The sequence below is a fragment of the Commensalibacter sp. ESL0382 genome (assembly GCF_009725775.1).
Lineage (GTDB): Bacteria > Pseudomonadota > Alphaproteobacteria > Acetobacterales > Acetobacteraceae > Commensalibacter > Commensalibacter melissae.
The window spans coordinates 85733-112335 of the sequence record NZ_WNII01000009.1; the positions used below are offsets into that span (position 1 = coordinate 85733).

Annotated in this window: 24 protein-coding genes and 1 other RNA gene; 13 read left to right on the forward strand and 12 right to left on the reverse strand. The window is 36.9% G+C overall.

Features of this window, described 5'->3' with window-relative positions:
- Positions 1 to 37: 37 nt before the first annotated feature.
- Both GM552_RS03265 and GM552_RS03270 read right to left on the reverse strand, forming a co-directional pair.
- Positions 38 to 952 (reverse strand): class I fructose-bisphosphate aldolase, encoded by a 915-nt coding sequence (locus GM552_RS03265; protein WP_155565258.1) that lies wholly within the window; start codon positions 950 to 952, stop codon positions 38 to 40.
- A gap of 112 nt (positions 953 to 1064) precedes the next feature.
- Positions 1065 to 1307, reverse strand: a complete 243-nt coding sequence (locus GM552_RS03270; RefSeq protein ID WP_155565259.1) for a hypothetical protein — start codon at positions 1305 to 1307, stop codon at positions 1065 to 1067.
- Between the two features lie 303 nt (positions 1308 to 1610).
- On the opposite strand from GM552_RS03270, the gene GM552_RS03275 reads away from it, so the two are divergent.
- From GM552_RS03275 to GM552_RS03295, 5 genes are all read left to right on the forward strand, one after another.
- The gene (locus GM552_RS03275) at positions 1611 to 1886 is read left to right on the forward strand and encodes a hypothetical protein (RefSeq protein WP_155565260.1); all 276 of its coding nucleotides are present in this window, start codon (positions 1611 to 1613) and stop codon (positions 1884 to 1886) included.
- A 39-nt stretch (positions 1887 to 1925) separates the two neighbouring features.
- Complete coding sequence (locus GM552_RS03280; protein ID WP_122124259.1) at positions 1926 to 2267, forward strand: cell division protein ZapA; 342 nt, start codon at positions 1926 to 1928, stop codon at positions 2265 to 2267.
- Between the two features lie 8 nt (positions 2268 to 2275).
- Positions 2276 to 2432: non-coding RNA, 6S RNA (gene ssrS / locus GM552_RS03285), on the forward strand.
- A gap of 20 nt (positions 2433 to 2452) precedes the next feature.
- Entirely contained in the window at positions 2453 to 3025 is a 573-nt protein-coding gene (locus tag GM552_RS03290) for a 5-formyltetrahydrofolate cyclo-ligase (RefSeq protein ID WP_155565261.1), read from the forward strand.
- 2 nt (positions 3026 to 3027) lie between these two features.
- Complete coding sequence (locus GM552_RS03295; RefSeq protein ID WP_370533586.1) at positions 3028 to 3846, forward strand: TIGR00282 family metallophosphoesterase; 819 nt, start codon at positions 3028 to 3030, stop codon at positions 3844 to 3846.
- Positions 3847 to 3859: 13 nt separating this feature from the next.
- On the opposite strand, the gene GM552_RS03300 is transcribed toward GM552_RS03295, so the two are convergent.
- Positions 3860 to 5116, reverse strand: coding sequence for an energy transducer TonB (locus tag GM552_RS03300; RefSeq protein WP_155565262.1), 1257 nt, complete (start codon positions 5114 to 5116; stop codon positions 3860 to 3862).
- Between the two features lie 150 nt (positions 5117 to 5266).
- On the opposite strand from GM552_RS03300, the gene GM552_RS03305 reads away from it, so the two are divergent.
- Positions 5267 to 5935 (forward strand): DNA-3-methyladenine glycosylase, encoded by a 669-nt coding sequence (locus GM552_RS03305; protein WP_155565263.1) that lies wholly within the window; start codon positions 5267 to 5269, stop codon positions 5933 to 5935.
- Positions 5936 to 5937: 2 nt separating this feature from the next.
- Here GM552_RS03305 and GM552_RS03310 read toward each other — a convergent pair whose 3' ends face one another.
- Positions 5938 to 6954, reverse strand: coding sequence for an NAD(P)H-quinone oxidoreductase (locus GM552_RS03310; RefSeq protein WP_230882743.1), 1017 nt, complete (start codon positions 6952 to 6954; stop codon positions 5938 to 5940).
- Positions 6955 to 7111: 157 nt separating this feature from the next.
- Between GM552_RS03310 and ruvX the strand changes: the two genes are divergently transcribed.
- The gene (gene ruvX / locus GM552_RS03315) at positions 7112 to 7579 is read left to right on the forward strand and encodes a Holliday junction resolvase RuvX (protein ID WP_155565264.1); all 468 of its coding nucleotides are present in this window, start codon (positions 7112 to 7114) and stop codon (positions 7577 to 7579) included.
- Here the strand turns inward: ruvX and GM552_RS03320 are convergent.
- The gene (locus tag GM552_RS03320; protein ID WP_155565265.1) at positions 7565 to 7942 is read right to left on the reverse strand and encodes a hypothetical protein; all 378 of its coding nucleotides are present in this window, start codon (positions 7940 to 7942) and stop codon (positions 7565 to 7567) included. The genes ruvX and GM552_RS03320 overlap by 15 nt on opposite strands.
- Before the next feature lie 315 nt (positions 7943 to 8257).
- Here GM552_RS03320 and GM552_RS03325 point away from each other — a divergent pair, with 315 nt between their 5' ends.
- Complete coding sequence (locus tag GM552_RS03325) at positions 8258 to 9895, forward strand: chloride channel protein (RefSeq protein WP_196424486.1); 1638 nt, start codon at positions 8258 to 8260, stop codon at positions 9893 to 9895.
- A gap of 77 nt (positions 9896 to 9972) precedes the next feature.
- Here GM552_RS03325 and GM552_RS03330 read toward each other — a convergent pair whose 3' ends face one another.
- The 5 genes from GM552_RS03330 to GM552_RS03350 form a co-directional block, all read right to left on the reverse strand.
- A complete protein-coding gene (locus tag GM552_RS03330; protein WP_122123392.1) occupies positions 9973 to 10638 on the reverse strand; it encodes a transaldolase family protein in 666 nt (221 codons plus the stop codon).
- 357 nt (positions 10639 to 10995) lie between these two features.
- On the reverse strand, positions 10996 to 12384 hold the full coding sequence (gene glnA / locus GM552_RS03335; protein WP_370533592.1) for a type I glutamate--ammonia ligase: 1389 nt from the start codon (positions 12382 to 12384) through the stop codon (positions 10996 to 10998).
- 202 nt (positions 12385 to 12586) lie between these two features.
- On the reverse strand, positions 12587 to 12925 hold the full coding sequence (locus GM552_RS03340; protein ID WP_110439010.1) for a P-II family nitrogen regulator: 339 nt from the start codon (positions 12923 to 12925) through the stop codon (positions 12587 to 12589).
- Positions 12926 to 13216: 291 nt separating this feature from the next.
- The gene (locus tag GM552_RS03345; protein ID WP_155565269.1) at positions 13217 to 14734 is read right to left on the reverse strand and encodes a hypothetical protein; all 1518 of its coding nucleotides are present in this window, start codon (positions 14732 to 14734) and stop codon (positions 13217 to 13219) included.
- A gap of 39 nt (positions 14735 to 14773) precedes the next feature.
- On the reverse strand, positions 14774 to 16282 hold the full coding sequence (locus tag GM552_RS03350; RefSeq protein WP_155565270.1) for an aminotransferase class V-fold PLP-dependent enzyme: 1509 nt from the start codon (positions 16280 to 16282) through the stop codon (positions 14774 to 14776).
- 255 nt (positions 16283 to 16537) lie between these two features.
- On the opposite strand from GM552_RS03350, the gene GM552_RS03355 reads away from it, so the two are divergent.
- Together GM552_RS03355 and GM552_RS03360 are read left to right on the forward strand one after the other, a co-directional pair.
- Positions 16538 to 17092 (forward strand): cysteine hydrolase family protein, encoded by a 555-nt coding sequence (locus GM552_RS03355; RefSeq protein WP_196424487.1) that lies wholly within the window; start codon positions 16538 to 16540, stop codon positions 17090 to 17092.
- A 26-nt stretch (positions 17093 to 17118) separates the two neighbouring features.
- Positions 17119 to 18381 carry a hypothetical protein gene (locus tag GM552_RS03360; protein WP_155565272.1) on the forward strand — a complete coding sequence of 421 codons (1263 nt, stop codon included), beginning with the start codon at positions 17119 to 17121 and terminating at the stop codon, positions 18379 to 18381.
- Between the two features lie 2 nt (positions 18382 to 18383).
- Here GM552_RS03360 and GM552_RS03365 read toward each other — a convergent pair whose 3' ends face one another.
- Together GM552_RS03365 and uvrA are read right to left on the reverse strand one after the other, a co-directional pair.
- The gene (locus GM552_RS03365; RefSeq protein WP_155565273.1) at positions 18384 to 19322 is read right to left on the reverse strand and encodes a GlxA family transcriptional regulator; all 939 of its coding nucleotides are present in this window, start codon (positions 19320 to 19322) and stop codon (positions 18384 to 18386) included.
- A gap of 46 nt (positions 19323 to 19368) precedes the next feature.
- A complete protein-coding gene (gene uvrA, locus GM552_RS03370) occupies positions 19369 to 22233 on the reverse strand; it encodes an excinuclease ABC subunit UvrA (protein WP_155565274.1) in 2865 nt (954 codons plus the stop codon).
- 141 nt (positions 22234 to 22374) lie between these two features.
- Between uvrA and ssb the strand changes: the two genes are divergently transcribed.
- From ssb to coaD, 3 genes are all read left to right on the forward strand, one after another.
- A complete protein-coding gene (ssb, locus tag GM552_RS03375) occupies positions 22375 to 22893 on the forward strand; it encodes a single-stranded DNA-binding protein (protein ID WP_155565275.1) in 519 nt (172 codons plus the stop codon).
- 377 nt (positions 22894 to 23270) lie between these two features.
- Entirely contained in the window at positions 23271 to 26063 is a 2793-nt protein-coding gene (gene gyrA, locus GM552_RS03380; protein ID WP_155565276.1) for a DNA gyrase subunit A, read from the forward strand.
- Positions 26064 to 26066: 3 nt separating this feature from the next.
- Positions 26067 to 26588, forward strand: a complete 522-nt coding sequence (coaD, locus tag GM552_RS03385; protein ID WP_110438841.1) for a pantetheine-phosphate adenylyltransferase — start codon at positions 26067 to 26069, stop codon at positions 26586 to 26588.
- Positions 26589 to 26603: the final 15 nt, after the last annotated feature.

Genomic DNA, 26603 nt, shown 5'->3' on the forward strand with positions numbered 1-26603 from the left:
AATAAAACGCCTTTATATTATATGCAAACTATAGTTATTATTTTTTAAAGATATCAACAAGTTTATTTAAAATTTCTAAGGCTTCATGACGTGGGCGCTGAAAGACATTACGTCCAATTATAGCTCCGTTTGCACCGCCATCTTTTAGTGATTGATATGTTTCTAAAAGATTTTTTTCCGAGGTATGGGTTCCGCCTGAAAAAATAACCAATCGACGTCCGGCAAAAGCGGATTGCATGATATGTTCAGTGCGTTTGGTTAAACTGGAAATGTCAATTTTTTCTTTTTCATACACTTTTTTGGCTTCAGGCAAATGTAGATGAGCCGTGGGTGGCTTAATTTTAATAATATGGGCACCCATTTGAGCGGCAATATGTGCGGCATAGGCACAGACATCAATGGCGGTTTCACCATCTTTATCCAGTGAGGGGCCGCGTGGATAACTCCAAATGACTGATATTAATCCAACAGATTTTGCTTCCTCAATAATTTCCTGAAGATTTCTCATCTGATCATAAAAATAGTCACTTGCGGGATATATTGTATATCCGATACCGACACAACCTAAACGGAGAGCTTCCTTAACTGAACCTGTTATTCCCTGATTTTTTGCATTGTTCAGGCAATTTGCATTGTTAAGTTTAAGAATGGTTGGAATTTGATGGGCATAGATGCCGGCCCCACATTCCAACGCTCCCAATGGAGCAGCATAAGCGTTCAATTCTGCGTCAATGGCAAGTTCATAATGATAATGAGGATCATAGGCCGCTGGATTGACAGCGAATGATCTTGCTGGTCCATGTTCTACCCCTTGATCAACAGGGAGAATAATAAGTTTGCCTGTTCCCGATAGTTTACCGTGCATTAACAACCGTGCAAGATTACGTTTTGTTACCGGGCTATCACTTTCGTAATTATTAAGAATATGTTTAATTTGAGGGGTTAGTTTCATTGTTAAACCTAAAAACAAATCATTAGAGAAGTGAAAAATTATAATATTCTTTTCCAGAAAGGATAGTAAAATTAAGTTTATGTGATTTTTTGTAATATGAAATAGTCATTACTTAGAAGTAAGAGAATCTTAATTCGGTCAAGTCAAAACTTTCTGAACGTTTGGTTAAAATAATCGCTTGAAGTGAGTCCGCACGATTTTTGAGGAGGTTAAACTGTTTTGATTTTGAATTAAAGAGTATTTTTTTTTGGCCAAGTCTCAAAGCCGCCAATGCCAATCCGGCATTATCGAAGCAATCGAGTGCATCATCAATTGGATTTGAAAAAAGTTGTTTGCCAAATTTTATAAGTTGCATCCACCAGCGTACACCCATATAAGCAACAGCATTCTGGGGAGAGATGAAAGTTATAGGGCAGTAATTATTTTTAATATGTGAATTAATAAAGTAAAATTGGGATAAATGATTGACGGTAAAAAAGTATGCATTTGTATCAGTAGTGTATTTATTAAATGAGAAAATTATATTTTTTTGTGATATAAAAGTGAATTTATGGGCTTGCATTTTGGATAAGTGTCTTTTTTTAAGTATTTAATCGATAATTACCTTTAAAAAATAAAAAGGTTTTTATTATTTGGATATCATATAAGGTGTAATAACATGGAAACGCATGAAGTCATTAGTACAATTGAATCTGATAATAAAAACAATTCAGAAAAAATAAATATATTGTCCATAAACAATTCTGAAGAGGGAAATAATCAGGATTCATCAGATAAAAAGCTTGAAAAGGCCTTTGATAAAATAGAATTTTTTTTAGACAAAAAATTATCTTCACCTGATTCTATAATTTCAAATAAAAATGCAGATAAAATTTTAGCAAATTTAGACATTTTAATTACCCAGGTAAAAGATGTATTATTAAAAGTGGATTAGTTGGAAAATAAAATTAACAAGATCGTTAGAGATGAAAGAATGGCGCAAGTAACAATTTCCATTAATGGTTTTAATTATACAGTTGGATGTGAGGACGGGCAGGAAGGTCATTTACAGGCAATGGCCAATATTGTTGAACAACATATAGATATGATACGAAAGATAGGGGGCCAGAGTGGTGAGGGACGCTTGTTGGCTCTGGCAAGCCTGATTATGGCGGATAAGCTTCATGACATAACTAATCAATTGAATGCATTGGAAAAAAAACAAAATGAGCATGAGATTGAGGTTTTAAGAAACAAGAACCGTGAATTGCAAGAACAATTAAAATATTTCTCCGAACGGGCGGAGACTATTGCAGACAGGATTGAAATAGCCTAAATATATAATGGAGGCTGCTTGGTTCGTTAGAAAGTTCATCTCCTGGGCCGATAATTTCTTCCAAGGGAGCTGGCGCTGACGTAATCGTGGTTTCGTTATTCTGGCACCCACCTGTATTTGCAGGTCCGGAAGAGCTGACAGTTCGACGGCTATGGCGGCTTCTTTATTTTTATTAAAAGACATAGATGCAAAATATTTCAAATCAAAAAAAAATGCTGCGACAAAAAATGCGGCAATTGAGAATTGAAAATCAAATTTTACAGCAAAAAAAAAATAAACAGTTAAATCGAAATATTGTTCAGTATATTCATAAAAAACATTTTCGTAGTCAGAAAATTGCGTTTTTTTGGCCTCTTGAATTTGAAGCGGACATACGGGATAGTTTGCATGAATTATATCGGCAGGGATATCGTATTCTATTACCCGAAACGCCACCGGTGGGATTGGCCTTGCAGTTTCACTTATGGTATCCGGAAGTGCAGTTGAGGCCTGGACGGTATAAAACCTTATATCCAGATACGGAAATCATGCACCCCCAGATAATTATGCTACCCTTACTGGCATTTGACCGGAAGGGTAACCGATTGGGTTATGGTGGAGGGTATTATGATAGAACATTGGCTGTTTATCCGACGGTTAAAACCGCTGGTATTGCTTTTTCCTATCAAGAGGTATCAACCGTACCGGTTGAAAAATTTGATTGTTCTTTACAAACGATCATTACTGAAACAGAAATTATTCACAGTCAGAAGGATTAAAGGTGCGTATTGCTTTTCTAGGGGATATAGTAGGTCGTAGCGGTCGAGAAGCCGTTATAAAAGAATTGCCCATGTTAAGATCTAAACTAAGTTTGGATCAGGTTATTGTAAATGCAGAAAATGCAAGTCACGGATTTGGGTTGTCTCCTATTATCGCACAGGATCTTTTCAGGGCGGGTGTCGATGTTATTACCTTGGGTAATCACAGTTGGGATCGTAAAGACCTGATTGCCTATATCGCACAGGATCCACGTATAGTCAGACCTATTAACTATCCCACTGGGACTCCGGGGCAGGGTTATCATATCTCCTTTACAAAGGATGAAAAAAAAATATTGGTTATCAATGCAATGGGTCGTCTATATATGGATCCGCTTGATGATCCTTTTAAAATGATTGAAACTCTTTTGATATCCTATCGGTTGGGTGAAACAGTAGATGCCGTATTGATAGATATACATGCCGAGGCTTCAAGTGAGAAAATGTCTCTTGGATATTATCTGGATGGAAAAGTTTCTGCGGTTATAGGAACGCATACGCATGTTCCTACCGCTGATTATCGGATTTTGCCGTTGGGTACTGCTTATCAAACGGATGCGGGTATGTGTGGGGATTATAACAGTGTCATCGGTATGCAGAAAGAAGCGGCCATTAACCGTTTTGTTACAAAAATGCCTGGATATCGTTTTCAGCCAGCTGAAGGATCAGCCACTATTTGCGGATTATTCATTGAAACAGATGATGTAACGGGATTGGCAAAACGTACGTTTCCCATTCGTTTCCAGGGTGAACTGGACACTTTTTTGCCTGATATAAAATAAAGCAGAATACAACTCATTGTCGCAATAAAATATAATTGATCTTTAAATCCATATCAAAATGATCTGGAAGATCCGGAGGGATTTTGGGTAGTTGTGCATTTCTGAACATTCCAAGGATTGCCGCATCCAGAGCGTCAGAACCTGAGGAGTTGGTGAGATTTATCGAGAGAACCTGTCCATCCCGGCTGATAACGACATGAACGGAAGGACTGCCATCTTCTCCTTTACGAATAGCATCAGGTGGATAATACATATGTTGTTGGATCCAGGCTGCAATTAAATCACTGTAATCGGAACTTACCCCTTTAATGGTAAATTTATCTGCATATGGAGTATTGATTTTACCATTTTTGACTAGAGGACCAGTGGACATATTAATGGCTGAACGTGACCCCTGGGGTCTTATTTTTGCCATTCTGCGATGAGAAGCGTTTGGATTTTCATTAAAATCCAGGTTTGTCAGGTTTTCAAAAGGCGATTGAGATCTTACGGGATGAGCAGTTTTTCTTTTGATCCGTGGAGGAATATTTTTATAAAAATATTTATGTTCTTGATTTAAATTGATTTTCCTGTTTTTGTGTCTCGATTTTTCTTTTTTGGATGGTATTGGTTCTGCATCGGGTTGTGGAATTGTTATTCTGTTTTCAGATGGGTTTTCATCTGGTTTTGGAACTGAGGCTATTTTTGGAGGTACAGGAAGCGAATCAGGAATGGGAGGGGGAGAAATCGCCTTGCTTGGGGCCGGTTCCCCATTATATCCTTCACCTTTTAATCCTGATTGTCCTGTTGATCGAGGTAGAAAAACGACATCTACTGGTTTACCCTGACTACTATTTCCATATGGATTGGTATTTTTGTGATTTATATAGAGGCTTCCCACAAAAATAAGAATTACAATAATTCCATGAAAAAAAAGGGAAGTGGTAAAATATAAAAAAAAAGGATGTTTTTTTGATTGGTCAGGAACATGAAGACAGGTATTTTTATCTATTGAATAGTGTAAAAATCGACTTGTTATAATTTTCTCAAGTTTATTGTCAATATTATCAAAAAGTCTAAAATTGCTATTGAAAGGTTCTTTGCGAAGAAGTTTGAAGCCTTTCAATAAATGGTTATAATTTTTAGGGCGATCCAGCAGGGAAGGTTTTAAATGGCATACCGATTGATGATGAATTACTGATCGATCTGATTTTTGAACCAAATTCCAATATAAATGACGTTTGCCTTTTCGTCTGCCAGATATTGGGGAAGGGTGTCTACCAATGTTCATTCGACTGTAATTTTCTTCGGATGGAATGTTTATTAACTAAAACCTTATCTATTTAACATAATGTAATCTAAAAAAGAATAAATCTTCGATTAAAATAATAATTAATATTATTTCTATATATTATCGTGTCATTAAACTGGATATGAGATAATGACTATTTTAATGATCAAATCATCATCTGACATTGAACAGGGAATGCGGTTTCTTGAAAAAACAGATCAAGATCTGGCAAAAATTATTGATAAAGAAGGACCTTGTCGATTGAAAATCGATAGGAAAACGCCTTATGATGCCTTATTACAGGCCATAGCGGGGCAGCAATTGCACGCAAATGCAGCGAATGCTATTTTAAACAGGTTGAAATTGGCTAATTCAGGAGCTTTGCCAGATCCTAGAGCTTTGTTAAAATTAAGCCCGGATCAATTACGAGATTGCGGCTTTTCATTCCGCAAGATCGATTCCCTATACGCTCTGGCCATGGCTACCCTGGATGGTATTGTTCCAGACTATGAAGAGGCTTTAACTTTATCAGATCAAGATCTTATTGACCGTATAACCGTTCTGCCGGGAATTGGATGCTGGACGGTTGAAATGCTTTTAGTTTTTACACTTGGTCGTATGGATATCATGCCAAAAGATGATTTTGGAATTAGGGAAGGCTGGCGCATTTGTAAAAATCTTGCACTGCAGCCTAAACCCAAACAACTGGAAATTGCCACCAGGATATGGAGTCCATTCAGGACAATCGGGGCATGGTATTTATGGCGAGCAGTTGAGCAATCAAAACCTTTGAATAAACGTAATCCTTTAACATTATAAAGTTAATCAGAAAATTGTGATAGATCCAGAACAATTTTTCCGATATGCTTATTGCTTTCCATCAATTGATGCGCCTTTCTGACTTGTTCAAATGGAAAAATCTTGAAAACTTGAGGTTCAATAATTCCGGTATCTAAAAGTGGCCATACATGTTTATGTAAAGCGCGCGCGATTTTTCCCTTAAATTTTGTATCACGAGGTCTTAAAGTGCTGCCTGTAACAGTAACACGCTTCATGGCGATCAATCCCAGATTCACATTTTCCGCCTTTATACCTCCTTGGAATGATATGATAACCAAACGTCCTTCTTCACTGAGAGATTTAATATTATCACTGAAATAAGAAGCGCCCATAATATCTAAAATCAGATTAACACCTTGTTTATTCGTAAGCGATTTGATTTTTTCATAAAAATTATCTTTTTTGTAATTTATAAAGTCTGTTGCGCCCAATTTTTTACAAAAACTCCCTTTCTCTTCAGTGCCAACAGTCGTATAAATGGTTGCTCCAAAAGCTTTGGCCAATTGAATTGCGGTAGTGCCTATTCCGCCACTGCCGCCATGGATCAGAAGGGAATCATTCGGTTTCAGATTGCCGATTGCAAAAAGGTTTGTCCAAACTGTAAAAAAAGTTTCAGGTAAAGCCGCCGCTTTTATAGCGTTATATTGTTTGGGCCATGGAAGACACTGTACGTAGGGAACAGAACAGTATTGTGCATATCCACCACCATTTGTTAATGCACAAACTTTGTCTCCGATGGAAAAATGGGAATTTGACGGGGATGAAACAATTTCTCCTGCTATTTCTAGACCCAAATGTGGATTTGCATTTTTGGGAGGCGGATAATTGCCCTGTCTTTGAACGATGTCAGGACGATTGATACCGGCAGCTTCAACCTTTATTAAAACTTCATTTCTTCTTGGTACGGGAATGGGAATACTGGATAATTTCAAAACGTCTGGATTACCCGGTTGATCAAAGGTTACCGCTTGCATCATAGAGGGAAGAGAAATGGACATATATTAATGCTTTCATGAATGAGGAGTAATTACAGTTTATTTGACCATAAAAAGGAATATTTTATAATAAAATGTAATTTACATTGGAAAAGATAGATGAAACTCTGTAGATTTATCTTTTCAATTCACCCTTATATTTCTCTAACATATTGATTACATGCTTTATAACAGTTTATCTGATTTAGTGGCCGGTTTACCCAGACATTATCGTTTATTGGGAATAGATCCTGGTAAAAAACAAATTGGGTTAGCCTTATCCGATATAACCCTGATGCTTGCTTCCCCTTTTTCTGTTGTAAAAAGAGGGAAACTATCAGTTTTTGCTCAGTACTTGAAAGAATTATCTATAAAAGAAGAAGTTGGGGGTCTTGTTTGCGGATTACCTTTGTCGCTGGATGGTGACTTTGGGCCTGCAGCACAAGCAGCTAAAGATTGGATTATGGCTGTTTCTAATATGAGTGGTCTTCCGGCCTGTCTGTGGGATGAACGGTTGTCTTCCAGCGCAGTTAACCGCTTTTTGATTGATGAAGCGGATTTAAGCAGGAAAAAAAGGGATGAAATTGTAGATAAAATGGCTGCGAGTTATATATTACAAGCCGCTCTTGATACTTTAAAACCCAAGTAAATTATCTTTTGTTGCAGAAGTGGCGCCCAATGCATTGAGATATGATCGATAGATATCAAGCCTTTTTTTTGATTCTTGAATTTCGGCTTGGGGTAGGGGCTTTGTTTTGTCATATCTTGATCGAAGGTTTATTATAGATTGATAAGCCTCATAACGATACCGTTTGAGCCGTTCAAATGAGGCTGGATCGGCTTTACCATAAAAATTGTGCATATAACGCTCATTCAAGTTAACTATGTTTTTATATTCATTTTGGACATGCTCGAGAATTGATTGCTGTTTTTTGGATGCACATGCAAATAAAAAAGGAAAGCAGATGAAAAAAATGAAATATTTAACATATCGTTTTGGCGTTTGTGTCATATGAAATTAATTCTTCATGAAATATGGCCGATTAAAAAATGGATCAATCATCAATACAAGATGTATATCTATAATTATACTAGGCATGAATGATCAAGATGAAAATAGTTATAAATAAAAATCAACTGTTCGTTCATTATAATATATTCGTATAATAAAAAATTTTCCTTTAAATGACAAATAATGATGATTAACGCAAATAACCCATATTTAAAACAAGTTAAGCGATTAATATTCAAGCAAAATGTATATTTTTTTATTCTTGCGTTTTGCAGTGGACTCATTGGGGCAATTTCAGTTCAGCTATTAAATATTATGTCCCTTACTCTCCACAAATTCTTATTTCATTTGGATGGAAATGGTCATTTGTCGGGATTAAGTTACGTTAATCCATGGTATTGTATATGTATTCCCCTGATCGGAGCGATAGGTTTATTCCTTGTCCGTTATTATATGGGTCAATTTTTCAGTGCAAAAATTGCAGATATAATTGAAGCAAATGCATTATACGGTGGTAAGCTTTCTGTCAAAGACAGTTTTTATTTAACGCTGCAGACCCTTTTGTCCAATGGGTTCGGTATTTCCTTGGGATTGGAATCTGCCTATACACAGGTTAGTGCCGCAGCAGCATCCAAAATCGGACGCTTCTTTAAAATTAGACAGAATAAATTGAGAATACTTGTTGGCTGTGGAGCGGCAGGAGCCATCGGTGCAGCCTTCAACTCGATTTTAGGAGGGGCTTTTTATGGATTTGAAATTGTTTTAGCCTCATATAATTTTATAAATTTCCCCTATATCATGATTGCTGCAATGTCTGGATATATAATGATTCATTGTTTGGGTGGTGCAGGACCCGTTTTTCATATTGTTCCGGATTCTATCCATTATATTGATTATGGAATTGTATGTATTTTTTCACTGATTTGCGCAATCATTGCCATTATGGTCATGTATGGTGCGACACGTATTGAAATTTATATAAATCAGTTGAGAATTCCGAAAATTTATGGACTGGTTGCTGGAGCCCTGATGGTGGGAGGGATGGGTATCCTGACCCCTGCTGTATTGGGATCTGGTCATGGTTTTCTCTGGGTTGTCTTGGATCATGGTATTGCCTTTAAATTGGCAGTTTTTATTTTGTTTTTAAAGGCAATCGCCTCATCCGTTTCCCTGGGAGTGGGATTTAGGGGAGGATTGTTTTTTGCTTCAATGATGCTTGGTGGAACAGCGGGAATTGTCTATGGCAATATTGTATTATATCTAGGGATTCATACATTTTCCCCTCTTGTATATGCGGCAATAGGGATGGCGGTCATGTCGGCGAGTATTATTGGCGGTCCCTTAAGCATGATGTTTTTATCTCTTGATATGACGCAAAGTTATTCTATGACAAGTGTGATTATTTTAGCTGTTATTGTGGCTATCGTTACAGTGAGAAAAATATTTGGATATTCCTTTGCAACCTGGCGTTTCCATTTAAGTGGAAAAAAAATTCGCTCAGCTTTGGATATCAGTGGATTGACGAGAACGACCGCACAGACATTGATGAAACCTGTTGATTTTACGCTTGATTATAATTTACCTCTTAATCAGGTTATACATTCGCTGCAATTTCATCATAAAGAGTTATTAATATTAAAGAATGAGGAGAATGAATATGCAGGATTGGTCGAATTAAAAGATATATTTGAGAATTTAGTTCATTATCAAGAACAAATCGGGGAACTTGCAATCAGAAAAAATCGGGTTTTGACCCCGGGTATGAATATCAAAGAAATGATGGATGGTTTTGATGACATACATGAATGCCCATGGCTAATTGTTGTGCGTGGAACCGACAATTATGAAATAATGGGTATTGTAAATGAGGATGATGTTCTGAATCGATATAATGAAATTCTTGAAAGACAAATAAAAGATCTGACAGGAATGAAATTATATAGAGAGCTATAATAATGATATAAGGCACTCAATAAAGTGCCTTATAAATGAAAATTGTGCCAGATCAATGAAATAGAAAGTTATTTGTACTAGTCAAGTGTGTGACGGTTAAAAGCCTTGAACCATTGGTTGCCAAATTCAGTTACAGCGGCAAGAACTGCTGGATCAGCAATGAAAAGATCAAAAATGCTTGGTGGCAGGGTAATACCAGCAGATCCGATCATCATGCATTCTAATGCCTGACGGGGGCTTTTGAAGCTTGCATTAACGATTTCAACATCTGGTTTGTGTTGGGAAATCAAGTTTTGCAATTCTTTAACGGTTTCGGGGCCATTTCCACCTTGTGCATCAATTCTGCTGACATAAGGGGAAAGATATTTGGCACCTGCCAAAGCCGCCATAAATCCTTGAGCGGCACCATAGATTGAAGTTCCCAGGGTTGGGATGCCTTCCTTGGTTAATTCTTTGATGGCAACCAGACCGTTAGGGGTTACAGGAACCTTAACAATAAGGTTTTCTACACGAGAGGTCAGTGTATGAGCGTCTTTGATCATACCTTCTACAGTTGGAGAGATAACTTGAGCAAGCAACATTCCCTTTCCACCCATTGCATCACGGATGGCTGGTAACAAATCGAAAACGGACTTGCCACTTGCTGCAACAATACCGGGATTGGTTGTAACACCATCAACAGGTACCATCGCACAAATTCTTTTAATGTCTTCTACATCAGCTGTATCAAGTAAAAATTTCATATTTTATACACCTTTTTAGAATTATTTAAATGATTTAAATTCATTATATGATAAATAATATGTGAACATTAATAATGCTAGTGTAAAAAATGATTTTTGTTAAGTTTTTTAATAAAAAAATCAATTTTTTGTGATATTTATTTGATTCAATTTATAATTGAACAGTTTTAGGGCTCTAATTGGTAATAAAATTACAAAAATTGATAGAATCAGTTATTATTTTTAAATTGTGATTTTATTTAAATTTTTAAAATAATAATTTTTTAATTGACATTTAAAAATTTAATAGTTCGTTTTTTTTATATCCTTGCTGTAGGAATGACTGATTAAAGATCAGCAAGGATATTTATTTAAATTTTAGACTGAGTAATACATATCAAATTCGACAGGGTGAGGCGTGTGTTCGAAGCGATATACTTCTTCCCATTTGATTTTGCAATAACTGTCAATCTGGTCCTGAGTAAATACATTTCCCGCCAATAGGAAATCATGATCAGCTGCAAGAGCTTCCAATGCTTCACGTAAAGAGCCACATACGGTTGGAATTTCTTTAAGTTCTTCAGGAGGTAGATCGTAAAGATCCTTGTCCATTGCATCACCAGGATGAATTTTGTTTTTGATGCCGTCAATTCCAGCCATTAGCATTGCCGCAAATGCGAGATACGGGTTTGCTGTTGGATCGGGGAAACGGATTTCAACACGTTTTGCTTTAGGACTGGTCACATATGGAATGCGACAGGAGGCGGAACGGTTGCGAGCCGAATAGGCTAACAAGACAGGAGCCTCAAATCCTGGAATCAATCTTTTGTATGAATTGGTGGATGGATTTGTAAAAGCGTTTAACGCTTTTGCATGTTTAATAATTCCACCAATATAATACAGGGCTTGATCTGAAAGGTCGGCATAGCCATTTCCTGCAAAATTTGGAGTGTTGTTTTTCCAGATAGATTGATGGACATGCATACCAGTGCCATTATCACCATAAATTGGTTTTGGCATGAATGTTGCAGTTTTGCCATATGAATTTGCAACATTATGAACGCAGTATTTATAGATCTGCATAAAATCAGCGGAACGTACTAGGGTGGCAAAAGCCACTCCCAATTCGTGTTGAGACTGGGCAACCTCATGATGATGTTTTTCGATAGGCAATCCCATCTCACCCATCGTGCTAAGCATTTCTGCACGCAAGTCATTTTCCGTATCAACAGGTGGAACAGGAAAGTAGCCTCCCTTCACCCGAGGACGATGTCCCATGTTTCCTTCGGGATAATCTTTTAGGTTTGCATCAGGGCCTTCTATACTATCGAGTTGATAGATACCATAATTGGAACCGACACCGAATTTGACATTATCGAAAATGAAGAATTCTGCTTCTGGCCCAAAATAAGCCGTATCGCCAATTCCTGTTGATTTTAGGTATTGTTCAGCCAGTTTCGCAGTGGAACGAGGATCACGATTGTAAGCGGTTCCCGTTGCAGGATCAATGATATCACAAATAAGAATAAGCTGGGGTTTCGCCGTAAATGGATCCATAACTGCTGTAAATGGATCAGGCATTAAAATCATGTCACTTTCATTAATCGCCTTCCATCCGGCGATGGAAGAACCGTCAAACATAATGCCATCCTCAAAAATATCAGGCTCTATGGTTGATACATATTGTGTGGTATGATGCCATTTTCCCCGTGGATCCGTAAAACGGAAATCAACAAATTCTACAGAATTTTCCTGAAGCAGATCCATAATTTTGGCAATAGCCTCTTCTTTGGAAACTGAAGAAGAAATCAATTGGTCGGCCATGTACTATTAGTCCTTATTATATGATAGAAATTTATGCATTCAAAAACGTAACAGTGTCATCCATAAAGATAATATTTTTCGTCCCATATGGTTATAACTCTCAAAGGGATACTTCATTTTGTCAAAATGAAAAAGATAAAATTGATTATAAAGCTTCAACCCCACTTTCACCTGTACGAATGCGAATGGCATTTTCCACAGGAATAACAAAAATCTTTCCATCACCGATTCGGCCAGTTCTTGCTGTATTGAGGATGATGTCAATTGCACGTTCGACGATATCCGCACTACAGACAAATTCGATTTTAACCTTGGGCAAAAAATCAACGACATATTCAGCACCACGATAAAGTTCGGTATGGCCTTTTTGGCGGCCGAACCCTTTTACTTCTGTTACCGTAATTCCTTGAAGGCCAATCTCTTGAAGCGCTTCTTTAACCTCATCGAGTTTAAAAGGCTTAATAATGGCTTCGATTTTTTTTATCATCTTGTTTCTCTATATTCATCAAATAAAAATTATATAGCGATAATACTGTTACTGTTTACGATAACAATATTAAAGAATGTTTGGAAAGTTCTGTCCAGTGTAAAGATATAGAGAATTTTTAACAATGAATAGAACAATTTAATAAAAAATGTCTATTATTTAAACATTATGCCTATTTTTTATATTATTTATTTAAAATTGCTATAAAATAGACAATGATTTGTAGGGGTTATGTAATTTTTTTGCCTAAATTTTTATCATAAAAAATTTTAATTCATAAATTGCAAATTATTGTTTTTTATAAATTAAAGGCGTTTTTCCCACATCTGTTCGATATATCATGGAAGATTCTTTTTCAACAAAATGAATATTGAATTGGCATTTATGTTTCAATTTTTCAAAAAGGGAATGTGATAGAGTGTTTTTTTTATCAGATTCAATCAATGATCGTATCATTATATCGCAAATTTTGTCTTTATGTTTATCATATTGATTTTTCATTTCATAAAGATTTGAAACCGCAATTATTAAATTTAAGGTTTCAGTATTTTGGTTTATTTGGAATTGAAATTCCTCAGCAATTTTGTTGAAGCTAAAAATGGAATCAATCTCCAGTTTCTTAGATAATAATGTCAGGAAATGTGGAACATAAAATTGATGATTTATCAAAGAGATAAAATCGTCACTGCGGCCTACATATTCAAACTGTATCGAATTGAGAAATCGACTGGTATAATTTGGACGCCTTATGACGCGATCCCCCAATTTATAACGCAAGACAGGGGCTTCATTTGCAAATAATCTTGTGACGACAAGATCTCCTTCTTCGTTTTCTTGAACCCATTTTCCGTTTTTATCGACAATTTCTATCAGATGTAAACCGGGAACAGCTGTTAGGATTGAACTTTCCGGATTGAGTTGTAAACCTATAGTTTCGGCTTGTGTGGCAGCAAAAAAACTCAATATGATTAAATTCTGATAGATATCTTTTAGATCAGATTTAATTTTTTCTGGAAGACATCCACTGCCATATAGAGCTATTCTCAAACTACCCTTTTGTTGATCATTTAATTCACTTGCATAAGGAACGAGCATGGCGATGTCGCGGACAATGCCCATGAAACTTTTTTGTCCCGGATTTTGCATAATACGTTGATAAATTTTAGCGGACATGGGTCCGATACCAAGATAATTAACATTTGGAATTTCTTGTAAAACTCCACCAACCATGGTTCCGCTGCTCCATAATTGACTGTCAGAGAGAGTGGTGCCAATCCATTTGGCCTGTTGTTCTTCCATATAACGTGAAATAATATGTTTTCCGATAAAATTTCCTGCCCATCTGTAAGTATCCCTTAATTCTTTTTTTGAAAATACGATTTCAGAAGATCTTCCTGAGGCGGTACCTCCACTGTTGGCAATTTGAAAATTACCATTTTCGATTGGGACAATCATACCTAGACGTTTGCCAGAAAATAAATCTGTATAAATTTCTTTATCAGTAAGCGGAATGGCGGAGAAAGTTTCAAAATCGTTTAATTTTTCCTTGCCAATCGCTTGATTAATACGTTCTTTCCAAATAGGGTTGATTCGACATATCTCGATCAGCTGTTTTAATCTTTTAAGGATAAATTCGTTCTGTATTTCAAATGGAATTGCATCAAAATAAGTTTCCGTTAACCGTTCAAAATAGCGAATGGTTGATAAAAACGTTGGAAATTGAGCAATATTTTGGATTGATTGTGGATTAAACAAAAAATCAGGAAAAACAGTTTTCAGTAATTCCTTGTTTGGATGGATATGCAAGATAGGGACTCCTTGGGTAAATATGGGAATGGAATGAATTTAAAAGGTTTTAAGAATGGAATTTGCTGCGGTTTCAATATGTTTGGTCAGATCAGCGATATCATCCATTGAGATTTCATGATTCATGATAACGATACGGAGGGCGGTGATATGATCTAGATCCACTTTTGAAATGAAATAGCGTCCTTCATCACGGATTTTATCTCTTATTTTTAATTGTAAATAATTCAGTTTTTCTTTCGATAGTTTTTTTTCATTTGGTAAATATCTGAAGCAAAGAATGTTGGATTCAGGTTTGTGCAAGGTTTCAAAATCATCTAGAGTTTGTAGATATTTGTATGCTTGAAAGGTGGTTTTGACTAGAAGGTTTAATTTGGTTGCAAAAAATTGTTGACCGTATAAAGACCAAACAACCCATAAATTTAAAATGGAAGGCCGTTTGGTACATTCGAAATTTTTAGTTCCACTTTCGAATTTTGTTATTTCATCTTCAAATTCCTCTGTAACATAACTGGCTTGAATCGGAAATGTAAGCTTTGTTTTATCACCATTTTTATAAAATAATAATGTACAAGCCGCAGGAACAAATAATGTTTTATGAGCGTCAAGACAAAAAGAGTCAGCGTATGTTAAGCCTGCTACTCGGTTTCTTAATTGATCGGAAACTAGAAAGGATCCGCTATGTGCTGCATCAACATGAAACCAGGCTTTATATTTAATGGCGAGTTCCGACAATTCTTTTAAGGGATCAATAGCCCCAATGCTTGTACTACCTGCAGCAGCGATAATACAGAAAATATCTTTTCCGTTTTTATGGGCTTTATTTAAAATTTGCCTTGCTTGTTTTATACAGATTTGTCTTTGAGCGTTCAGGGGTAATAAAATGATATTGTCTTGACCAAGACCAATAATGCCAGCAATCCGGCTGACAGAAAAATGTGCATCCGTTCCTATAGCTATGGTAGGTACAAGGTTTTTTTGACCAGCATTTCCTTTTTTCCAGATATTTGGGTATTTGTTATTGCGGGCGGTTATTACCGCGGTTAAATTGGCCAAACTTGCTCCAGAGGTTGAAATCATGCCATAATTACTATTTTCCCATCCCAAAAATTTAGCAAATTTTTCCGCAATTATTTTGTCTGCTACATTAGGTAGGGGGCCGCATTCATAAAATGATGCTGGCTGGGGGCAAAGAGAATTTACAACATCATAAATGGCTGAAACAGGAATGACCGATGAAAATTGTCTGGCCATATATCCTGTAGAATTTACTTTGATTGCAGTATTGATGTGTAAATCAACAATCTGGTTCAGTCGTTCAATAATTGACTCACCGGATTTGTGATCTGTCAGATGAAGGGCAATATTGAGGAGTTCATGCGGAGTTATACAATGAATTCCTTTCTTGGTTTTATCTTGAAGCAATTTATAAAGTTTTTGTTGAATTTTTTCAAATAAAAATGAAATATTATTTGGGTTAAAAGCATCATATAATATTGAGTTATTTTTATTTATAATTTTATTACTGGATACCTTATAGTTATTCATTGAAATACTTTCTTAATATTTATAATTCAATTTTTAGGTTGTATATTATCCATAATAAAATAAGTATTACATAAATTAAAAAGACAAATAACAGTCAAAAAAAGAAAAATTGTTTAGAAATTACTTAACAGGATTATTAATAAATTATTTATATTTTGTCTGAAATACATTGATATTTGTCAATTTTACTTATTATTAATTTACCTAATTGGACTGTATTTTAATAAAGCCTGTTATTGCATGGAATTTACGTTGATGAAAAATACAGTTCTTATCATTATAGACTTACAAAATGATTATTATCCAAATGGAAAATTTCCATTATTTAATATGAATTCTGTTGGTAAAAGCAGCATGGAAGTTTTAGCTGCCGCACGGCAACATCATATTCCAGTCATCCATATACAACATCAGTTTCCCATGAAGGATGCACCCTTTTTTGTTCAGCATACTGAAGGGGTGAAAATTAATAAGGATGTAAAACCATTGGATAATGAAATATGTATTACAAAAAATTATCCTAACGCTTTCAAGGGAACGGAATTGAAGTCCGTTCTTGATAGACATAATTATAAAAATCTTATCGTTATAGGTGCCATGTCCCAAATGTGCGTTGATGCGACAGTCAGGACAGCCTTAGATTATGGATATCAGGTGACATTGATCCCTGATTGTATTGCGTCAAAAGAAATAACCTTTAACGATGTTGAAGTGCCTGCGCCAAAGGTTCATGCTGCAATGTTATGGATATTATCTTTTGCTGGTGCCAAAATAATGCCCAAAGATGAATTTTTGGCACATCTATCTTAAATGAAAATGAATTACGATATATTATTATGTTTGACCGTTATCTAAATACGATTGAAACAGTGATGGCTAATAATCATGCTGTTTTTATGGGAACATCTCAAGCAGTAACTTTGCTCTATCTGGATTATAAAATTTCATCAAAACAATTTAAAATTGCTTTGGAAAATTACATAAATAAAAATCCATTACTGCAACAAAAACTGGTCATTCAGAATAAAAAATGGTGTTTGCAGAAAAATTCTCATCCCGTTTCTAATTTTGAAGTTTATAGATACGAGGACAGAATTAAAGATTTTGATTTGATTCTTGAAAAAGAAGTTAATAACATTCTTGATTATAATCAAGTTTTATCAAAACTGAAAATTATCTATCCTGTCCAGAATAAAGGTTGCATAATTATCCTTACTCAACATCATGCAATCATGGATACCTATTCAGCAAAAAAAATTCTTAAAGATTTAATAGATTCAATTTCTATTGACGAAGAAGAAAAATATTATGAGCATTTTCCTGTATGGAAATATTTCAATGCAAAAGAGGTGGCCGATTGCGATATCCGTCAAGTTCATAAACCTGACAATGATTTTTCACAGGCTTTGAAAATCTTTGATAATCCCTTGCCTCTAAAATGGACCGCTGTTGATACATGGATCATTAACCCATCGCTCTTATCATCCATGGAATATTATGCGAAGAAATTGGATTGTAGACTTAATTCCCTTTTGACTGTCATTTATTCAATTGCTGTAATGAAACTTTTAAATATTAATAACATTAATACTTATAGTGCAGTAACCTACCGTAAAAATAACGATTTGATGAATCAATTGGGTTGTTTATTGGATGTTGTGAATATCAATGTAAAAATCTGGGATATTGATGATTCAGTCAGGAGATTTGAAAGGGAAATAAGTTATATTAAGAAACACTTATCCAAGGAACTGGAAACAACCAGCCAGATTCTTGCGGATGCAAAAAAACAAAAGCTGTCTTTTCAAAAGGCTGTAAGATTGTGCGAAGGATTGGGATTCACCAATAGTGGTAGAACAGATACCTTAAAGTTTGAAAATGATATAAATGTTCTTGCCTATCGGTCCGTTGCCAATCGCACATCTGGTGCATTGTTATTTACGTATCATATGTCATTTCATAAGGGAAGTTTGATAACAAGTGTTTTAACATCGCAATTGTTACTGGATAAAAAATCCATTCAGTTATTTATTCAAAATATCAATAAATACATTAAAATAATTGATCAGAGAGTGAAGTTGATGAAAGCTCAGGATTAAATCTATCTTGAACGGATTTTATATTTGTTTCGATAATCTCTTGGGGTGAGACAGGTGATCCTAATAAAATTTTTTCTGAACGAACTTGAATTAGCATAACCAAGATTCCATGAAATTTGTTCAATAGGCATATCGGTTGTTTCAAGAAGGCCTTTGGCATATTCAATGCAAAAATTCTGTATGTAATTTTTTGGAAGCAGTTTGGTGGCTTTTTTAAAACGTCTTAAGAAAGTTCGTTCTTCAAGCCCCGATTGAATAACAAGATTTTTGACGTTTATATCATGAATATCTGCATTCATGAGCCAATATTGCGCCTTAAGGATAGCTGTATCATTATGATCCAGTTTTGGAAAAAAAGACATATATTGATTTTGAAGATCTCTTGGTGGATCAACATTCATGAATTGAGTCGTTTTTAGCATTATATGATGGCCAAAAAATTTTTCTACAATATATAATCCAATATCGACCCAGGACATGATTCCACCACTAGTGATAAGAGTTTCGTTATCAACCAGAAGTTTGCTTTTATTTACAATGATTTTTGGAAATTTTTTTTTAAGGGTATCAGCATATAACCAATGGGTTGTGGCTTCCTTTCCATTCAACAATCCCGTTTCAGCTAGAATAAATGTTCCAACACAGATTGCCGCAATTATGGATTGTTGAGAATGATGATGTCTAATAAAATTAATTATTTCGCCAATATTATCCGGTGTATGGATTCCGCTCATACAGGGAGGAATAATGATCACGTCTTGTTTGGCTAGAAAATTTGTAAAATCGTGATCGTTGGAAATTACCTTGACCTGAATTTTTTTAAATGAGTTACACGCATATTCTGCCAGATTAAATAAATCAATCAAACCGTTGATAGCTGTCTGTTGATGATCTGAATAGGAAATAATTACAATTTTTAAGTTAAATTGATTCGTCATCATGGATTAAAACCAAATTTGTAGGGTATCAATTACCCTACAAAATAAATTATTGATTTAAAAGTGGTTTTAAAAAAACGCCTGTATAACTATTTGGTGACTTGGCAATTTGTTCTGGTGTTCCTGTTGCCACGATTTCACCACCGCCACTTCCACCTTCAGGTCCGAGATCAATAACCCAATCAGCGGTTTTGATAACCTCCAAATTATGTTCGATAACAATAATGGTATTTCCCTGATCAACCAGTGTATGTAAAACCTCCAGTAATTTACGTACATCTTCCGTATGTAGTCCTGTTGTGGGTTCATCAAGAATGTATAGGGTTCTTCCCGTTGCCCGTCTTGCCAGTTCCTTGGAAAGTTTGATACGCTGTGCCTCTCCTCCTGAAAGGGTGGTGGCCTGTTGTCCAAGATGAATGTAGCCAAGTCCAACCTGTTTTAGTATGTTTAGACGATCGTAAATTCTGGGAGCGGATGAAAATAATGGTATGGCTTCATCTACTGAAAGATTTAGGATATCGGCAATGGAGTGGCTCTTGAATTTGATTTCCAACGTTTCCCGATTGTATCTTGCTCCTTTACAGGTATCACAGGTAACGAACATATCTGGAAGAAAATGCATTTCAATTTTTATGACCCCATCTCCTTGACAGGCTTCACATCGTCCGCCCTTTACATTAAAGGAAAAGCGTCCTGGCTTGTAACCTCGTGCACGACTTTCCGGAAGCTCTGCAAACCATTCTCTAATTGGTGTGAATAAATCTGTATAGGTTGCCGGGTTGGAACGGGGGGTGCGTCCAATGGGGGATTGGTCTATGTCAATGATTTTATCAAGTAGTGGAATATTCTTGATGGATTTATATGGAGAGGGTACAGCATTCGAACCCATCAATTGTCTGGAAAGGGCTTTATAAAGCGTATCAATGATCAGGGTGGATTTTCCACCCCCCGAAACACCTGTTACGGCGATAAAGGTTCCAAGGGGAAAATCAACAGTAACATTTTTTAAATTGTTACCTGTTGCGTTACACAGTGTTAATATTTGTTTTTTATTCATTTTCCTTCTTTTTTTGGGAATGGCAATGAATTTTCGGCCACTCAGATAATCGCCGGTAAGGCTGTCCGGATTTTTTTCCACTTCCTTGGGTGTACCCATGGCAACGACATGTCCCCCCATGATGCCAGCCCCGGGTCCCATATCAATAAGATAGTCAGAAGCCTTGATCGTGTCTTCGTCATGCTCAACAACGATCAAGGTGTTTCCAAGGTTTTTTAAACGATCAAGAGTGCCGAGCAACCGTTCATTATCCCGCTGATGTAATCCGATTGACGGTTCATCCAGAACGTATAAAACCCCTGTCAGTCCAGATCCAATTTGACTGGCCAGACGAATGCGCTGGCTTTCACCTCCAGATAGTGTGGCTGAACCTCTGGATAATGTAAGATAATCAAGACCGACATCATTGAGAAATTTCAAGCGATCAATAATTTCTCGCAGAATTCGATGGGCAATTTCTGCTTTTTGAGGGGATAGAGTTTCTTCAACACTGGAAAACCATTTTAATGCTTGATGGATGGGATAATCTGCAATTTCTGCAATGTTTTTATTGTTTATTTTGACACATAAAGCTTCGGGTTTAAGTCGGGCGCCATGACAAGCGTGACAAGGATAATCCGCCCGAAAGCGATTGAGATCTTCCCTAATGATATGACTGTCAGTTGAATGATAGCGTTTATCAAGATTTTTGATCACCCCTTCAAAAGGTTGAGTTACAGTATAGGATTTTTTTTCATCATGATAGCGAATCGGAATTTTTTCATCTGTACCATATAGAATGGCATGTTGAATTTTTCCAGGAATTTTTTCCCATGGCGTGTTGATTTTAAAATGAAAATGTTCGGCTAGACTTGCCAAAGTTTGTTGATAATAGGGCAGTGAAGTATTTTTCCATGCTGAAATAGCCCCTTGTTCCAGTGAAAGTGCAGGATTGGGAATGATCAGGTCTGGGTCGAAAAAGCTTTCAGTCCCGATACCGTCACATACTGGACATGCACCTTGGGGTGCATTGAAGGAAAAAAGTCTTGGTTCAATTTCTTCAAGAGTAAATCCGCTTTCAGGACAAGAATAACGTGATGAAAAGCTTAAATGAATTGATTTTCTTTTTTCATCTTTACGTAAGATCTCCTCCACTTGTGCAAGACCATCGGAAAGGGATAAGGCTATTTCAAAACTATCTGCCAATCGATTTTCTATATCCTGTTTAACGATAATGCGATCAACAACTACCTCGATCGTATGTTTAAGTTTACGATTCAATTCCGGCGCTTCTGAAATGTCATATAGTTTCCCGTCAATTTTAACCCGTGTAAAACCCTTGCGTTGAAGTTCCGCAAGCTCTTTTCTGTATTCCCCTTTACGACTTCGTACAATGGGGGATAACAACATCAATCGGGTGCCTTCGGACAATTCCATCACTCGATCAACCATCTGGCTGACGGTTTGTGCTTCAATTGGTAATCCCGTAATCGGTGAAAAAGGGGTTCCTGCGCGTGCCCATAACAGGCGCATATAATCATGAATTTCAGTAATGGTGCCAACTGTTGAACGTGGATTGCGGGATGTTGTTTTTTGTTCGATTGATATCGCGGGAGACAGCCCCTCAATGGATTCAACATCGGGTTTCCCCATTAATTCCAAAAACTGGCGTGCATAGGCTGAAAGGCTTTCAACATAACGTCTTTGTCCTTCCGCATATATAGTGTCAAAAGCTAAAGAGGATTTTCCCGATCCGGAAAGGCCCGTGATAACCGTCATCTTGTTTCTGGGAATATCAACATCAATATTATGTAAATTGTGGACTTTTGCTCCACGCACTTTAATATGGGTAAGCGCAGTCGGTGATTTATTTTTCATGATATGATTGTTATATGGTTTTGTATCTTGTGATTACTGTTTTAAAAAAATTACAGGATGGTATAGAAAGAATATAATTCTTTTAAAGATGGAAAAAAAGTAAAGATATAGCATTTTTTACTATAAAGAAATGAGGATAAAATGGCAGGAAGTGTTAATAAGGTGATTTTGGTTGGAAATCTTGGACGAGACCCTGAAGTTAGAAGTGCGCAAACAGGTGCTAAGATAGTTACTCTCGCAATTGCCACAAGTGATACATGGAACGATCGTCAGACTGGTGAACGTAAGGATCTGACAGAATGGCATAGAGTGGTAATTTTTAATGAGCGTCTTGCTGATGTTGCAGAAAAATATTTACGTAAGGGTCGCAAGGTTTTTATTGAGGGTATATTGAGAACCCGGAAATGGACTGATCAGCAAGGTGTTGAACGGTATAGCACAGATGTGGTTGTTGACCGATTTAGAGGAGAACTGGTTTTATTGGATAGCGCGCGAAGTGGTGGAGATTCAATGGATAATTATGGTTCGGAATCTTCATTTACACCACCACCTGCTGCGGCCCGTCCAGCCAGTAATGCGTCATCTGGTAATAGATCCAATTCCAGTTGGGATGCTTCCATGCCTGGTAATAATGATTTGGATGATGAAATTCCCTTCTAAGTCTATCGATGAAGTTTTGATCACTGGAATATTATTGATGTCATTGGTTTGATAATAACTTGTATATTTTTAGTGATCCGCACTCTAACTAAATATAAACAGAATGTTATAAAAAAAGATACGATCTTATTATCGTGACGTGATAATATTAGATCTAAATAGTAAATCCTTTTGTATTTTTGTTTTTAGCAAGCTTTTGATCATAAAATTATTTATTTTCTTTCCACTATAAAACTTATAAGTTTTACTCTATATTATAGGGATATTATTATTTAAGGGTTATTTTGCAAAGATCATAAGACATTCTTACGTTGTAACCTGATTTAAAGTTATTTGTTTGTAGATTAGTTTATAATTAATTAAATGATGGATCTGCCTTGACCGATTTACCAGAAAATACTTCATCCTTTTCAACCGATATTACCCCTGTTACCGTTGAAGAGGAAATGCAAACCTCTTATCTGGCGTATGCCATGTCTGTAATTGTCAGTCGTGCTTTGCCGGATGTCAGAGATGGGTTGAAACCCGTTCATCGTCGAATTTTATATTCAATGTTTGAAAGTGGTTTGACCCCTGATAAACCTTATCGTAAATCTGCCCGTGCTGTTGGGGATGTGATGAGCAAATATCATCCGCATGGGGACTCATCAATTTATGATGCCATGGTAAGAATGGCACAGCGTTGGTCTATGCGGGTAGGTCTGGTTGACGGTCAGGGGAATTTCGGGTCTGTTGATGGCGACTCTCCAGCAGCTATGCGTTATACAGAGGCACGTCTGGGGAAACCTGCCATATTTTTATTGGAAGACATAAATCAGGATACAGTTGATTTTCAGCCAAATTATGATGAAAGCGAGCAGGAACCTGTTATCTTGCCCGCAGCCTATCCAAATCTCTTAATAAACGGTGCCTCGGGTATTGCGGTGGGAATGGCGACGAATATACCGCCTCACAACCCTGGAGAAATTATCGATGCTACCTTGGCATTAATTGCCAATCCAGACATGGATCTTGCACAATTAATGCAAATTGTACCTGGTCCAGATTTTTCCACTGGCGGTATCATTCTTGGACGTTCAGGTATTCGTAATGCATTTGAAACGGGACGTGGATCAATACTGGTGCGGGGACGTGCCAGTATCGAGGAAATTCGCAAGGACAGGCAGGCCATTATTATCACCGAGATTCCCTTTCAGGTAAACAAAGCGACTTTACAAGAGAAAATTGCGGAGCTTGTACGTAATAAGCAGATTGAAGGTATCTCCGATATCCGTGATGAAAGTGATCGTTCTGGTATGCGGGTGGTCATTGAAATCAAACGTGATGCTACCGCGGAGGTGGTCTTAAATCAATTATACCGCTTTACCCAGCTACAGACGACTTTTGGTGTGAATATGCTTGCATTAACCAATGGAAAACCTCAGTTGCTGGGATTGAAAGATGCGTTAAATGCCTTTATCTCCTTCCGTGAGGAGGTGATTTTGCGTCGGGCGCGATTTGAATTAAGAAAATCTAGGGATCGGGCGCATCTATTGTTGGGTCTGGTTATCGCGGTTGCTAATATAGATGAAGTTATCGCTTTAATCCGCTCGGCTCCGGATACGGTAACAGCTCGTGATCAATTATTGAATCGGTCCTGGCCTGCGGAAGATATCCAAAGTCTTTTAAATCTTATCCAAGATGAAGGTAATACATTAAAAGACGGAAGGGTTTATCTCAGTGAAGTGCAGGTTCGCGGTATTCTTGAGTTGAGATTGCAACGGTTAACCGGTTTGGAACGTGAAAAAATTCAAAGTGAACTAATGGAAGTTTCAAAACGGATTGAGGAATTGCTAGAAATTATTGCGAGTCATTTGCGTCGTATGGAAATTATGCGTGATGAACTTGTTCGTGTAAGATCTGCAATTGCCTGTGAAAGAATGACCGATATTGTCGATTATGAAGGCGACCAAACTGATGAAAGCCTGATTGAACCAGGACAGATGGTTGTAACCATAACACGTGATGGATTTATCAAGCGTACCCCACTGGACACTTTTCGTTCTCAAAATCGTGGGGGTCGTGGCAGAACTGGGGCCGGAAGACGTGGAGATGATATAATTACACGATCCTTTAACGCGCATACACATCAATGGGTAATATTTTTCTCTTCTGGAGGAAAGGCGTACCGTGCAAAAGTTTGGCATTTACCAGAAGCCAGCCCAACGTCAAAAGGTAGAGCATTAGTCAATTTATTGCCTGATTTAGGAAATGATGAGGTGACAACAGTATTACCTTTGCCTCAGGATGAGGAATTGTGGTCAGACTTGCATCTTGTGTTCGCCACCTCATCCGGAAACGTCAGGCGTAATCGCCTGAGTGATTTTGGAAATATACGTTCTTCCGGTTTGATTGCCATGAAACTAGATGAACATGAACGGCTTATAGGGGTTGCTACCTGTCAGGAAGGTCAGGATGTTCTTTTGGCCACCAATAAAGGTCGGGCTATACGTTTCCAGATTACCGATAGTTCTTTGCGCGTTTTTTCCGGACGTGGAAGTACCGGTGTTCGTGGTATCAAATTGGCTGATAATGATGAGGTTATTTCCTTAACTGTCTTAAATCATGTTAATATTTTAACTTCTGAACGACTTGATTATTTACGTTACAGTAATGCGAAACGACGTGCGGAAAATGCCGAAACCAGTGATGATGAAACGATTGTTGAAAGTGAAGATCCATTTGAGGACGAAGTTGAAAATAATGAATCTGCTGTAGAGTTGACAACAGGACGCTTAAGCGAGCTACAACGGTCTGAGGAAATTCTTCTGACGGTAACCAATGCCGGTTTTGGTAAACGGACTTCCGCTTATGAATATCGAGTAAGTGGTCGAGGCGGATTGGGTATTGCTAATATAAATCTGACGGGCAAGAACGGGGATGCCGTTGTTGCAACATTTGCGGTGTGGGAAAATACAGATGTAATGATGGTGACGGACAAGGGACGTTTGATTCGCGTGCCAGTTAACCAGATACGGATTACATCAAGAACAGGAATGGGGGTAACTTTATTCCGTATTGATGAAGGGGAAACGGTCAGTAGTGTTTTTCCTGTGATTGATAATTCTGATGACAGTGATGAAAATCAGACAGACACCGATTCAGCCTTATCAGAAGATAAGGATGAATAGGGAATGCCGAGAATAGGATTTTATCCAGGCACATTTGATCCTATAACGAATGGTCATATTGATATTATTAAAAGGGCCGTTCGTATTGTGGACAAATTAATCATAGGGGTCGCTTTAAATGCAAATAAGCAGCCCTTATGGTCTTTGGAAGAGCGTGTGACATGTATTCATGAAGCCCTGATTGAGGAATTTGGTGAAGTCTGCAAAATCTTAAACCATAGCGGATGCGATATTGATGTTATCGGCTTTGACAATCTTCTAGTTGATTGTGCAAAAAAATATAATGCGCAAATTCTTATACGCGGTTTAAGACAGGCAACAGATTTTGATTTTGAATTCCAGATGTGTTTAATGAATCAATGTTTGGATCCAAACATCGAAACGATTTTTTTAGTTGCCACTGAACAAAATCGGAGTATAGCTTCAAGATTTGTAAAAGAAGTGGCTTTGTTGGGCGGGGATATATCATCCTTTGTTCCAAAATCTACTTATAACAGGTTTCAGAAGATGTTCTTGAAATCGTGAAATAACAAATTATTC

What these genes read in the sequence shown, in the direction of transcription:
- GM552_RS03265 (WP_155565258.1), bottom strand. Translation starts at nt 952, where the DNA reads ATGAAACTAACCCCTCAAATTAAACATATTCTTAATAATTACGAAAGT.
- GM552_RS03270 (WP_155565259.1), bottom strand. Translation starts at nt 1,307, where the DNA reads ATGCAACTTATAAAATTTGGCAAACAACTTTTTTCAAATCCAATTGAT.
- GM552_RS03275 (WP_155565260.1), top strand. Translation starts at nt 1,611, where the DNA reads ATGGAAACGCATGAAGTCATTAGTACAATTGAATCTGATAATAAAAAC.
- GM552_RS03280 (WP_122124259.1), top strand. Translation starts at nt 1,926, where the DNA reads ATGGCGCAAGTAACAATTTCCATTAATGGTTTTAATTATACAGTTGGA.
- GM552_RS03290 (WP_155565261.1), top strand. Translation starts at nt 2,453, where the DNA reads ATGCAAAATATTTCAAATCAAAAAAAAATGCTGCGACAAAAAATGCGG.
- GM552_RS03300 (WP_155565262.1), bottom strand. Translation starts at nt 5,116, where the DNA reads ATGAACATTGGTAGACACCCTTCCCCAATATCTGGCAGACGAAAAGGC.
- GM552_RS03305 (WP_155565263.1), top strand. Translation starts at nt 5,267, where the DNA reads ATGACTATTTTAATGATCAAATCATCATCTGACATTGAACAGGGAATG.
- GM552_RS03310 (WP_230882743.1), bottom strand. Translation starts at nt 6,954, where the DNA reads ATGTCCATTTCTCTTCCCTCTATGATGCAAGCGGTAACCTTTGATCAA.
- ruvX (WP_155565264.1), top strand. Translation starts at nt 7,112, where the DNA reads ATGCTTTATAACAGTTTATCTGATTTAGTGGCCGGTTTACCCAGACAT.
- GM552_RS03320 (WP_155565265.1), bottom strand. Translation starts at nt 7,942, where the DNA reads ATGACACAAACGCCAAAACGATATGTTAAATATTTCATTTTTTTCATC.
- GM552_RS03325 (WP_196424486.1), top strand. Translation starts at nt 8,258, where the DNA reads ATGTCCCTTACTCTCCACAAATTCTTATTTCATTTGGATGGAAATGGT.
- GM552_RS03330 (WP_122123392.1), bottom strand. Translation starts at nt 10,638, where the DNA reads ATGAAATTTTTACTTGATACAGCTGATGTAGAAGACATTAAAAGAATT.
- glnA (WP_370533592.1), bottom strand. Translation starts at nt 12,384, where the DNA reads ATGGATCTGCTTCAGGAAAATTCTGTAGAATTTGTTGATTTCCGTTTT.
- GM552_RS03350 (WP_155565270.1), bottom strand. Translation starts at nt 16,282, where the DNA reads ATGAATAACTATAAGGTATCCAGTAATAAAATTATAAATAAAAATAAC.
- GM552_RS03355 (WP_196424487.1), top strand. Translation starts at nt 16,538, where the DNA reads ATGAAAAATACAGTTCTTATCATTATAGACTTACAAAATGATTATTAT.
- GM552_RS03360 (WP_155565272.1), top strand. Translation starts at nt 17,119, where the DNA reads ATGTTTGACCGTTATCTAAATACGATTGAAACAGTGATGGCTAATAAT.
- GM552_RS03365 (WP_155565273.1), bottom strand. Translation starts at nt 19,322, where the DNA reads ATGATGACGAATCAATTTAACTTAAAAATTGTAATTATTTCCTATTCA.
- uvrA (WP_155565274.1), bottom strand. Translation starts at nt 22,233, where the DNA reads ATGAAAAATAAATCACCGACTGCGCTTACCCATATTAAAGTGCGTGGA.
- ssb (WP_155565275.1), top strand. Translation starts at nt 22,375, where the DNA reads ATGGCAGGAAGTGTTAATAAGGTGATTTTGGTTGGAAATCTTGGACGA.
- coaD (WP_110438841.1), top strand. Translation starts at nt 26,067, where the DNA reads ATGCCGAGAATAGGATTTTATCCAGGCACATTTGATCCTATAACGAAT.